Raw genomic sequence first — 11,477 nt, 5'->3', positions numbered from 1 at the left:
AATCAACCCCCTCCCGCGGGAATGGTAATGAACTCAAGTGGCAGAAAAGTCATTTCAATTTCTCTGCCCTTAAAATACTCCTTCAAGAGACCCAGACCGGAAACCAAATAATCATAATCGCCCAACACTTCAATTACTATTGGCGTAATTTGAGTAGGTACATCATCTATTATAACAGTTGCTCCTACGCAACGCACGTAAGTATACGGCATTATTCTCTTCCCATTTAGTGAGATCTTAGTTGCCCTCAAGGCATATAGTTCATTCAAGATCATGAGGATGTCGCTGTCGTGAAGTATGCTGCTTCCTTTGAAGCCAGACTCAATTCGTATTCGAACACCTTTTCCAACTTCTTCACTATAAGACTCATTTGTAGAACTTGACGAGACTTTCATGGTCTCAACAGATTTCTTCAGATCGAATGTACTTGATTCAAGTAATGTCTTCAACTCTTCTACCTGCCACTCGAGCGAGACTACTTTTCCCCTAATCCCTTCTAACTGAGACGAGTAATCTATTACATCTCTCCTATCAAGTGAGCCAATAGCATTTTGAATGTTCTTGACATCGGCAGATAATTTCGTAAGTGAATCAACAACTGCAGAACCACCTATAGAATTTGACGCTGAATCCATCTCTGCAATGATTTCTTCGAAGTCCGAGATGATCCCCGAGAGATCACTTCTCACCTCGATTGACGAAAGTGAGTCTAGACTGAGATTGAGCTGGGAAACCCTTTCTGACATTATTTGAAGTTTGTTTTCAATTTCCTTGGTGCTGAGACTCGAAATCATTTGATCGCCAAACCGCTTAAGAAAGTAGATGTTGAAGAAAGCACCCAAAGCTACAATAACAACAAAGACAATAAGAAGAGCCCAGATTCCTTTCAAGCTTTTCACTCCAAAACAAAAGCGGCGGCAACTCTGGCCGCCGCAGAGTCTACGACACTATTTTACCTTTTCCTTCAGTTCCTTTCCAGGTACAAACTTAGGAACTTTTCCGCCCGGAATCGTGATGGGCTTCTTGGTTCTCGGATTGACACCCTTTCTGGCCTTTCTTGAAGCTACCATAAATGTGCCAAAGCCAACCAGTCTCACAACGTCTCCCTTAGACAGTGTCTTTTCAATTATCTCGATCACCGTGTCCAAGGTTTTTCCAGCATCCTTCTTAGTAACACCCGTTTTCTCAGCGATTTCAGCGATGAGTTCTTTTTTGTTCATACTGTTCCCCCCTTCGCATGAGATGTCGCTATTATTCTACCACTCAGAGCCTAAATTACCAAACTCCTTATAGAGGGCTATTTTGGCCTTCTCAACTAAGAAAACCGCCATTAGAGTCCTGATTCGCTTCTAAGCTCTCGATTTGGCCTTCAAAGCTGGTAAGCAGTCGTCACGCTGAAGAAATGAGTGTATAATTGCTAGTGGAGGTGGTCTTTATGAAAAAAACCATGATTACATTCTTGTTAGTGCTCCTGACCGTGATTTCTTTCGGGTTAAACTTCATCAATCCAGTCGGTCCCACACTTATTCCGATCGCCGAGTTACTCTCTTCAAACATCTCCGAAGAAATACCCGGCCTTGAAGTCAATCTTTGGAGAAGCGTTGACGAGGCAATATCCTTGTTGGTGACTGAACGGGCTCAGATCAGCCTTCTCCCCGTCACTGTTGGGGTCAAGCTTGCTGCGTCCGGGGTAGACATAAAACTCGCCGCAGTTAGCATGTGGAACGGCTTTTATTTCATGTCTTCGGAAAAGGCTATATTTGGAATAGATGATCTAATTGGCACCGAAGTGTACACGCTTCATGCTCCGGGTCAGACGGCCGACACTATTATGCGAGGCGCGCTTGCATCGAAGGGATACGAAGTTGGAAGAGATGTAACAGTTGTGTACGTTGGAGGAGCAGAAGCTGTTCAGCTTCTTGCAAGTGGAAAGGCAAAGCTTATTCTGGTGCCTGAACCTTTTGCCTCCCTCGCCGAAACGCGTGTGCAGGGAGTCATAAGATCCATGCCTATCGAAGATCTATGGAGCAGTTTCAATGATGAGAAAATTAGCATTCCTACTTCGGGAATATTCGTGAGTGGCAGTCTCGATAGAGGAGTTGTCGAATCATTCTTACTCCTGTACCAGCAGTCAATGAACCTATCTCTTGCTAACCGAGAGAAGACTGCACAGATTGTATCGGAAAAGATGGGCGGATTCCCAATTCCCGTATTGCAGAAGGCAATGGACACGGCAGGTTTTCTCTTCCTAACCGCTGAAGAGGCGAAGAAAGAAACTGTAATCTATCTTGAAAAGCTTCGCGAACTGAATCCCGAACTGACGGGTGATGTTGACCTAGATGCCCTCTTCTTCTAAGAGAAAGTATCTTGCACCGATTCTTTCAGTCAGTTTTCTGATACTGATCTGGTTTGTTGCTTCACAACTTGTGTCAAGCAGCCTCCTGTTACCGGGGCCTGGCGAGACCGCACGTGAATTAGCCAGGATCGTCTCAAGCGCAAGAGGCTGGTCGAACATAGCCGAGACGTGCTTAAAGGCGTTTATCGGGCTGTTTCTTGCTCTTGGGTTTGCCCTTGTTGCTGGATTCCTGATGGGACTGCTGGATGCTCTCTATGATCTTCTAAGACCCGTTGTCGTTATTCTTCAGTCCATACCCATAGTTTCCTGGCTTGCACTGGCAATTTTCTGGTGGGGAGTTGGCTTCTCCTCCCCTGTATATATAGTATTCCTTACCTTGTTTCCGATCTTCACAATAAACATTGCAGAGGGCGTAAGAAACGTGGATAAGAAGCTTGTTGAAATGGCCAAGATCTACAAGATTCCCAAGAATACAGTTTTCGGAAAGATCTATCTCGCTTCGGCATTTCCTTTTATCGTATCCTCAATGAGAGTGGGCGTAGGAATCATGTGGAAATCCGTCGCTGTTGCGGAGTTTATGGTGGGAACTTCGGGAATAGGGAGAGCAATATCTGATTCGAAATATTCTATCAACATTGAAAGAGTCTTTGCGTACACTTTGATTCTGATTATTCTGGGCATCTTAACAGAGAAACTTCTCGACTTGTTAGTCAGAAGGGGTAGCCGGTATGCGCTTAAGAATTAGCAATCTCAGCAAGGCTTTCGACGGAGAAACAATAGTAGACAAATTCTCCTATTCTATTGAAGGCGATTTCTTTCTCACAATTCTGGGAAGTTCGGGCTGCGGTAAGACGACTCTATTGAGAATTATCAGCGGCATACTCAAACCCGAAAGGGGAATGGTGGAAGTTGACAGCGAGCGGCTTGGATTCGTTTTTCAAGACGACAGGCTCATCCCGTGGTTGACGGCGGCTCAGAACATCTCTATTATCGCTCCAGAAAGCAATCCGGTCGAATTTCTTTCATTTGTGGGACTGAAGGGGCAGGGAGACAAGTATCCTTCTCAGCTTAGCGGTGGAATGAGAAGGAGACTGAACATAGCAAGGGCACTTGCCTTCAATCCCGATCTCATTCTCATGGACGAGCCCTTCGGCTCCCTTGATGTCGTCATAAAGGATCGCCTAATCGATGACATCCAGAAGATCTGGATTGATAGGAAGATCAGCGTAATCATGGTGACTCACGATCCCTCCGAAGCGGCAAGACTCTCTACAGAAATAATGCTTGTGCGGGACAAATTCTCGAATATCGAGTCCATACACCTTGGAAATCCTATTGAAAGAAGCCCGGATGAGATAGATAGAATTGCCAGAAATCTGCTATCCAGAATGAAGGAATCTTCTTCATTTGTTCAATGAAACGTGCGTAATTTGAAATACCCTTGTTGTAATATTTGCTGGCACAGAGGTGATTTAAATGTCAAAGATTTATGAACTGATCGTCGATCTGAATAGTTTCGAGTTCAAGAAGACTATTGACGTAGTATTAGATCCTGACTTCACCGAAGAGCTGAGGCTTTCAAGTCAGGTAAACGTTCACGTTGAGTTATACAAAGACAAAGACTCGATTATTGTGACAGGTTCAGTCAGGACGGTTATCGAAGACAACTGCGCTCGTTGCCTGAAGGAAGTGTCAATTCCTATTGAAGGGACAATCGAGGCCACCTATGTTCTCAAGGATTCTCTTCCTCTTATGAAAGAGGGCACAAGCGATGATCTGGAGAATTTTCTGCAGTTTGAAGGAGATCTCCTTGACTTGTCAGAACGCGTTATAGAGGCTATAATTGTTGAGGTTCCTCAGAAGGTTCTCTGCAGGAAAGATTGCGCTGGACTTTGCCCGTATTGCGGAGCAAATCTAAATGAGGAGCCAAATCACTCGTGCCAGAAGAAGGAAGAGCTGCCCGATGGCTGGCACAAAGCGGTGTCCGAGCTCAAATCGAAATTGAAGAGTTAGATATAGGAGGGATTAGAGTGGCCGTTCCAAAGCAAAAAAGAAGCAGAAGCAGAACCCACTTGAAACGTGTGAAGATGTATAGCCCGATCAAGGTTGCTGTTTCTACATGTCCAAACTGTGGCGAACCAAAACAACCACACAGAGTTTGTTTGCACTGTGGTTTTTACGGAGGAAGACAGATTCTTGAGATCGGTGAGTAGTAGATGCAAGGCATAAAGATTGCCCTCGATGCTTATGGTGGAGACAGCGCCCCGGAAGTCAACATAGATGGCTCTTTTCTCGCTCTTAAGGAGTTTCAGGATCTCCAGATAGTTCTGGTTGGCAGAGAAGAAGAACTGAAGCCCCTGTTGAAACAGACTCCAGAGACCTCAAGAATTTCAATAGTTGACGCAAGAGAGGTTTTTCCGATGTCGGAGAAGCCTTCTCTTTTGTTGAGAAAGAAAGAGACCTCGCTCTACAAGGCCGCCCTTCAAGTGAAGGAAGGAAAAGTCGATGCTCTTGTATCAGCAGGTAACACCGGCGGAGTTCTTGCTGCCGCACTCTTTGTCGTTGGCAGGATAAAGGGTGTCGATCATGGTGCAATTGCTGTTCTTGTTCCTTCCAAAAATGGCTTCACCATACTTATCGATGCGGGAGCAAATGCCGAGGTCAGAGCAGAACATCTGCGTGATTTTGGCACGATGGGCTATGAATATGCGAGTCTTCTTGGAAGAGATAGCCCCAGAGTCGGTCTACTCAATGTAGGAGAAGAGCAGGAAAAGGGAACAGAACTGACGAAACTGGCTTATGAATACTTGGGGACCGAGTTAGGAAGCAATTTCATTGGTAATGTTGAGGGCAGAGATATAAATTATGGCGACGTTGATGTGGTAGTCTGCAGTGGATTCGACGGAAACGTTGCAATGAAAGCAATGGAAGGAACAGGGAAGTTAATTTCCGAGACGCTTAAGAGAGAGATCAAGAATAGCGGTCTGTTTGGTCTTATTGGTGCTCTTTTTCTTAAGCGAGCACTGGGAAGACTTAAGAAGACAATGGATCCCAGCGAATACGGCGGCGCCTTCGTTCTCGGAGTTAAAGGGGCTGTCGTTAAGGCTCACGGAAACTCAAACGCTCTCGCTATAAAGAATGCGATCAGAGTAGCATATCAAGGGGTAAAGGGCGGCCTTGTCAAGAACCTTGAAAACAAGCTTGGGGGAAAGTAGCTTGTGCGGCATCGTCGGAATGGTAGGCAAAGACCTTACAATTAGGAAGCTGGTCGACGCTTTGAAGAAGCTTGAGTACAGGGGATATGATTCGGCCGGTGTCGCGGTGAATAACGGGTATGAACTGAAAGTGATGAAAGCAGTTGGGAAGATCTCCTCCCTTGAGAAACTTCTGGACGGAGATCTTGATTCATCTATTGCACAGGGAATAGCCCATACAAGGTGGGCAACCCACGGAGGACCGTCTGATTTCAACGCACATCCTCATACTGATTGCACCGGAAAAATTGCAGTCGTTCACAACGGGATAATTGAGAACTTCGATGAACTGAGGGTCGAGCTTGAGAAAAAAGGCCACATATTCAAATCGGTAACAGACACGGAGGTAATCGCTCATCTGATTGAAGATCACTATTCGGGCGACATTGTTGCTGCTGTAAGACATATGTTAGTGGATCTGGAGGGCGCTTACGCAATTGGAGTCGTCCATCAGGACCATCCCGATGTGATCGTGGCAGCGCGCAAAGGAAGCCCTCTTGTCGTAGGGTCGGCTGGACAGGGTGGATATCTTGCTTCTGACGTTACTCCCTTACTCAAGTACCTTCGTGACGTCTATTTCGTAGATGACGGAGAATTGGCCATAATTCGGCCGGAGAGTATTAACATAACCAGAATTGATGGCTCAGTTGTCAAAAAGTCTGCGACAAGGATCACATGGAGCGAGGACTCTGCGGAAAAGGGCGGTTATGCTCATTTCATGCTCAAAGAGATATTCGAAGAACCGCAGACTCTTCGGAACGCTCTTACGGGAAGAATCAAGGCCGGTTCGCCCAATTTCAAAGAAATCGATCATCTGCAGGATGATATAAAGAAGGCTAGATCTATTACCGTTCTGGCATGCGGAACCAGTTACCATGCGGGCCTCGTCTTTCAGAGATTCATTCAGGACTATTCAAATATCCGCGCAGAAGTGGAGGTTGCTTCAGAGTTCCGTTATAGAAGGCTATCAGAGAACTTCGCCGACCTGGTCATTGCGATTTCCCAATCAGGAGAAACCGCAGACACTCTCGAAGGTATCCGAAAGGCAAGAAGGATGGGAGCTAAAGTAATATCTTTGACAAACGTTGTCGGATCTACGATATCGAGAGAAAGCGATGCTGTGATTTATATAAATGCAGGCCCGGAGATAGGTGTGGCGGCTACGAAGACTTATGTAGCGCAGCTCGCGGTACTGATTCTTCTGGGGGCAGGCATAGCGAAGATTGTGGGCTCTAGTACAAGCGATATTGCAATGATCGTGAATGAACTGGAAGGTATGCCCACAGTTTTCGAGAATACGCTTCCAGCCGCTAAAGAACAGTGTAAGAGACTGGCAGCGGAATACTCTGATTTCAAGCATTTCATGTACATTGGCAGAGGTTACAGCTATGCAACAGCTCTAGAAGGAGCCTTGAAGCTCAAAGAGATAAGCTATATCCATGCCAGCGGTTATCAGGCCGGAGAGCTTAAGCATGGCCCTATAGCTTTGCTAGACAAGGATTTCCCGGTTTTTGCCATCGTCCCTGAAGATGAACTGAAATCGAAGATGATCTCCAACATAATGGAGACCAGAGCTCGAGATGCTAAAGTTGTAGCCATCTGCTCTGAGAACGACAGGGAAGTTGCAAAGGCAGTGAACAGTCGAATCGAGGTTCCTCGTGTTCTCGATCCACTCTACCCGCTGGTGATGTCACCATATTTGCAACTCTTCGCATACTACATAGCGCTAAGAAGAGGGCTCGATCCAGATAAACCCAGGAATCTCGCGAAGAGCGTCACTGTTGAATAGAGCGAAATCTGCCGATCATGTGGACCATGATATAAGAATGGGCGTTTCACTAGACAGCATGAGTTGAAACTATTGCTCTTGAAGGAGAGCGAAAGAGAGCTGATCAGTTCCCGCCTGAGCTGGGGGAGTGCGATCTTCAGAGCGTACCTCTTCAGCGATTGTGCGGCCCTCCTACATCAAAGGAGGACTCTGGGAGCAATAATGCAGCAGTTAAAATGGGAGATAGACTGTTGGTTCTGGGGCAAGGGTCTATTCTTGATAAAGAAGCAGGTCTGCTGGAATTTTGTGATTTCGGTGGACGGCGAACGGTGAACCGTCAACGTATAACTATGATATGAACAGGAGAATCAATTTGGATAACGTAGTGAAGGAAATTGCGGACATTCTGGATGAAAAACATGGAGAAGACATCGTAATACTGGACGTCTCAAAGGTGTCAAATCTATCTGATTACTTTGTCGTAGCAACTGCCAATTCTGACCCCCATATGGATGCTCTTCGAGAGGCGATACTTGATTACGTCCAGAAGGAAGATGTGGAGATCATTTTCTACGACAAAGGAAAGGGATATGACTGGATGGTAATCGACGGTGGTTATTTCATCGTCCACATATTCAGCAGGAAGGGTAGAGAGTTCTACTCTCTCGAAGATCTTTGGTTGAACGCAAAGAGATACACATATAGAGATCTCGTCAAAGACGGGGACAACACACGGCAGTAATCGTCATCGATCCCGGTGCCCCAATAAGCGCTAAGCGTTGCTCTTTATGAACTACTTAAGATTTGCTTGAACTCGGTCTTTACCCTCTAGAACGAGCTGGACCGATTGTGACAGGGTGTGTCATTTCTATCTGAAAAGAGAGTTCAGTAGAAATCACTGAATGGAACGCATCCATCGGCATGAACGCTCCTCGGGAGAGGAACTGGGAAGAGTATTGAGGAATTCTGCAGCTTATTAGGGTCGATCGTTGACGAAGCCGGAGGTAAACCAAAACGGAGGTGTATTTGTGTCGGTAGTATCAATGAAGCAGCTTCTCGAAGCCGGAGTTCACTTCGGTCACAGAACGAGAAGATGGAACCCCAAGATGAAGCCGTATATCTATGGTGAGCGAAAAGGTATCTACATTGTGGATCTTCAGAAGACCTTGAAGCTCATCGAAGAGGCCTATGAGTATGTGAGAAATTCTGCTCAGGAAGGTGCAACGTTCCTTTTTGTTGGCACTAAGAGACAGGCTCAGCAGATCGTAGAGGAAGAAGCGAAGAGATGTGACTCTTTTTACGTCAACAACCGCTGGCTCGGCGGACTTCTTACGAACTTCACCACGATCAAGAAAAGAATCGAAGCTTTGAAGAACTTCGAAGAAATGGAGGAGTCTGGAAAACTCGCTGCTCTGCCGAAGAAAGAGCAGAGCATGATAAATAAAAGACTCGATAAGCTTAGAAAGAACCTGAGCGGTGTCAAGGAAATGCAGAAGCTTCCCGATGTTATCTTCATTGTTGATCCCAAACAGGAAGAGATTGCCGTGGCAGAAGCGAACAAACTCGGAATAAAAGTCATAGGAATTGCAGATACTAACTGCGACCCTGACGTCATCGATTTCATTATTCCAGGCAATGATGACGCAATCAGAGCCATTCAGCTAATCGTACATACGATGGCCGATGCGATTCTTGAGGGCAGAGAGGGTCTCAACGCCGCTGCTCTCGAAACAAAGAAAGAGTCAACTGACGAAAACACTGTCGAAGTTTCTTCAGATGAAGGGAAACCTTCTGAAGGAGTGGTCGATGGCTCAGATGATTCAGAGGACGAAGAATAATAGAAGCAACTTAAGCCTTTAGTAATTCGGGGAGCTGAAAGGCTCCCCGTTTCTTTTGCTCACCATCACCCACATCATCTTCTCTGAAGCTAAGTTATCTTGTTCCTTAGTTGCAGAATCAGTGATCATTATCAATTACCTGTTTGCTGTAGAATATAATCAATTACCCGAGTTCGAAATGACATAGATAAACACAACGCATGAGTTCATTGCCCTGAAAGGCTTATAGAACTTGTGAAGATTCTGAGTGTGAGTGTGTTACTAGGCCTTTAGCTGGATTTCGAAGTAGGTCGGAGGTGCTTTAACCTAAAGCCTGCACAGGATATCACACTGTTTGCCTGTCAGTTCTGTGGTCTTGTAGACTTCATTTTCATTCACAGAAAAATGGCCGAGTTGTATTCTCTTACTCCAGGTAATCCCTGTCCTTTTCCCTGCTATCCTAACTAGAAGAAGAGCAAGCCAGCAAAGAAAGATGCGCGATCTTATCCTTTCTTTCTTTTTTCTGTCTAACTCGGGTAGTCAATAGTTCGTTGAAGAAATGAAAAGGGTTTTCCGCGAAAAGTTTCTTTGAGTATCACGATTCACGGTCAATTAGCCACGTAGTTTTATTCCATTTTACAATGTTATATCTTTGTTAAGGCGTAGTAAAAATCACGAATTTAGCGAAAGTCGATCGCGAATAGAAAATCATTCGTATGTACTTCTATCAACTGCTCTTTAGTGGGAGGAACCGAGTAAGGTGCAAAGTGATGGACGTCTCTTAGTCCATTGAGAAAATCGTATATCATATAATAGGTCATATGATTGCATCTTATGTATTGATCATAATAATGATACTTATGTAGGAATCGTTTATAATAGTCATGTACTCCAGGTGAATTGACCGCAAGTTTGGAGGATGACACATGACGAGATACAGGAATACGATTCTAATAAGCGTTTTACTTTTCATAGCCTTGGTATTCAGCAGCTGCGTTCCAAGGGCACAACTCTTTACTATTGAAGTGGTTTCGCAAAATCCGATTTCAGTTGCACTTCTTTCCAGCATTGAACAGGCGGACTTCTCGACCTCCGACGTCAAGAAGACACCGCTGGTGCTGAATCTCAAACCGGAAGAGACGGTGATTGTGAAGGTCATTGATGAGGATGTCTCTGATGATATAGATGAGGTGTATCTTTTTCATAGCTGGGCCGATGGATCTGTAGCCAACCCAAGAGTAATAACGGCGGACTCAAACAAGAAATTCGAAATCAAGACGAAGAAGAGCGTGAGGGTTTCTATTACATCAAATCCGAAAGGGCTTGTTGAAATTGAAGGAAGCGGTTTCTACCCTGTGGACACTGTACTGACTGTAGTGACTCCCGGTGAGGTTGGTGGATATCGCTTCTCTCATTGGAAAGTCAATGGGATCGCTGATTACAATGAGAGTCTGACCATAAAGCTCGAGTCGCCCGTCAAGATAGAGGCTGTGTACGAACAGGAAACTCTAAGGACGCTCAGAGTCGAGACGGATCCGAAAGGACTAAAAGTTACTATAGATGGCAAAGAGGTCGAGAGTCCTTATGTTGCTGAGTTTGAAGACGGCGCTTCACGCGCTCTTGGCTTCGCTCCTCAGGAGAAGGATCTTAGTAACTCAGTTGAAGGTCCAGATACCCGGTATTCTTTCAAGTCATGGAGCGATCAAGATGGAAGCAACCCCAGAAATGTGTTTCTAAAAAGCGACCTCTCTCTAAAAGTACTTGCGATGACAGAGTTCCTTGTCCAGTATTCAACATTACCTGAGGGTATAGCGACTCTTAAGGACGTGAGCTGGGTAGAAAAGGGAGATACTGTTTCCTTCGAAGCTCCGGTGGTATCTGGTTATGAATTCACACACTTGGAAGTGAACGGTGAGCGAGCAGATGACAAAAGCTTATCGTTGGTTGTTGATTCTCCCAAGAGTGTCACTGCGCACTATGAACTCAAAGGTTATCTCTTCTCCGTCAAAACAGAACCGTCCGGAGTTGAGGTAAAGATTGATGGAGTGGCGAAGATTTCTCCGGCTTCCGTTCCGGGTACTCACGGCAGCTCTGTGAGTGTCGAGATTCCAGGTCCTCAAATGAAAGATGTAACTGACCTTGTTCCAGGATTAGATACTCGTTATACGTTCAGTAAATGGGGCGATTCCAATACATCCAATCCGAGAACAATAGTGCTTGAGGCGGATAAGGAGGTTTTCGCGAATCTAGAGACGGAGTACCTTGTCGAGACAGGCACCTAC

At 45.5% G+C, this 11,477-nt stretch carries 12 protein-coding genes; 10 read left to right on the top strand and 2 right to left on the bottom strand.

The features are described from left to right. Positions 1–2: 2 nt before the first annotated feature. Both B3K42_RS01345 and B3K42_RS01340 read right to left on the bottom strand, forming a co-directional pair. Entirely contained in the window at positions 3–899 is an 897-nt protein-coding gene (locus B3K42_RS01345; RefSeq protein WP_110989763.1) for a DUF881 domain-containing protein, read from the bottom strand. A 48-nt stretch (positions 900–947) separates the two neighbouring features. Next, positions 948–1,220, bottom strand: a complete 273-nt coding sequence (locus B3K42_RS01340) for an HU family DNA-binding protein (protein WP_103133832.1) — start codon at positions 1,218–1,220, stop codon at positions 948–950. A gap of 215 nt (positions 1,221–1,435) precedes the next feature. Between B3K42_RS01340 and B3K42_RS01335 the strand changes: the two genes are divergently transcribed. From B3K42_RS01335 to B3K42_RS01290, 10 genes are all read left to right on the top strand, one after another. Beyond that, positions 1,436–2,356, top strand: a complete 921-nt coding sequence (locus B3K42_RS01335) for an ABC transporter substrate-binding protein (RefSeq protein ID WP_110989762.1) — start codon at positions 1,436–1,438, stop codon at positions 2,354–2,356. Continuing rightward, entirely contained in the window at positions 2,340–3,101 is a 762-nt protein-coding gene (locus B3K42_RS01330; protein ID WP_110989761.1) for an ABC transporter permease, read from the top strand. Before B3K42_RS01335 ends, B3K42_RS01330 begins: the two co-directional genes overlap by 17 nt. After that, positions 3,085–3,774, top strand: a complete 690-nt coding sequence (locus tag B3K42_RS01325; protein ID WP_110989760.1) for an ABC transporter ATP-binding protein — start codon at positions 3,085–3,087, stop codon at positions 3,772–3,774. The genes B3K42_RS01330 and B3K42_RS01325 overlap by 17 nt, the downstream gene beginning before the upstream one ends. Before the next feature lie 58 nt (positions 3,775–3,832). After that, the gene (locus B3K42_RS01320; protein ID WP_110989759.1) at positions 3,833–4,369 is read left to right on the top strand and encodes a YceD family protein; all 537 of its coding nucleotides are present in this window, start codon (positions 3,833–3,835) and stop codon (positions 4,367–4,369) included. 17 nt (positions 4,370–4,386) lie between these two features. After that, on the top strand, positions 4,387–4,569 hold the full coding sequence (rpmF, locus tag B3K42_RS01315; protein WP_110989758.1) for a 50S ribosomal protein L32: 183 nt from the start codon (positions 4,387–4,389) through the stop codon (positions 4,567–4,569). Between the two features lie 12 nt (positions 4,570–4,581). Continuing rightward, positions 4,582–5,571 carry a phosphate acyltransferase PlsX gene (gene plsX / locus B3K42_RS01310; RefSeq protein ID WP_181419022.1) on the top strand — a complete coding sequence of 330 codons (990 nt, stop codon included), beginning with the start codon at positions 4,582–4,584 and terminating at the stop codon, positions 5,569–5,571. Between the two features lies 1 nt (position 5,572). Then, the gene (glmS, locus tag B3K42_RS01305; RefSeq protein WP_110989756.1) at positions 5,573–7,399 is read left to right on the top strand and encodes a glutamine--fructose-6-phosphate transaminase (isomerizing); all 1,827 of its coding nucleotides are present in this window, start codon (positions 5,573–5,575) and stop codon (positions 7,397–7,399) included. A gap of 352 nt (positions 7,400–7,751) precedes the next feature. Beyond that, positions 7,752–8,120 carry a ribosome silencing factor gene (gene rsfS, locus B3K42_RS01300; RefSeq protein WP_258367094.1) on the top strand — a complete coding sequence of 123 codons (369 nt, stop codon included), beginning with the start codon at positions 7,752–7,754 and terminating at the stop codon, positions 8,118–8,120. A 286-nt stretch (positions 8,121–8,406) separates the two neighbouring features. Continuing rightward, positions 8,407–9,216: a 30S ribosomal protein S2 gene (gene rpsB, locus B3K42_RS01295; protein WP_110989753.1), complete on the top strand. Its 810-nt coding sequence runs from the start codon at positions 8,407–8,409 to the stop codon at positions 9,214–9,216. A 905-nt stretch (positions 9,217–10,121) separates the two neighbouring features. After that, a partial coding sequence (locus tag B3K42_RS01290) for an InlB B-repeat-containing protein (protein WP_292596383.1) occupies positions 10,122–11,477 on the top strand: 1,356 nt, incomplete at its 3' end.

The organism is Mesotoga sp. UBA6090, assembly GCF_002435945.1.
Taxonomy (GTDB): Bacteria; Thermotogota; Thermotogae; order Petrotogales; family Kosmotogaceae; genus Mesotoga.
Note: the sequence above shows the minus strand (reverse complement) of the source record. Positions and strands in the feature narration are given on the sequence as shown.

Bases quoted from the DNA above. Each gene is read 5' to 3' on its own strand.
- B3K42_RS01330 (WP_110989761.1), top strand. From the start codon at position 2,340: ATGCCCTCTTCTTCTAAGAGAAAGTATCTTGCACCGATTCTTTCAGTC.
- B3K42_RS01325 (WP_110989760.1), top strand. From the start codon at position 3,085: ATGCGCTTAAGAATTAGCAATCTCAGCAAGGCTTTCGACGGAGAAACA.
- B3K42_RS01320 (WP_110989759.1), top strand. From the start codon at position 3,833: ATGTCAAAGATTTATGAACTGATCGTCGATCTGAATAGTTTCGAGTTC.
- B3K42_RS01335 (WP_110989762.1), top strand. From the start codon at position 1,436: ATGAAAAAAACCATGATTACATTCTTGTTAGTGCTCCTGACCGTGATT.
- B3K42_RS01340 (WP_103133832.1), bottom strand. From the start codon at position 1,220: ATGAACAAAAAAGAACTCATCGCTGAAATCGCTGAGAAAACGGGTGTT.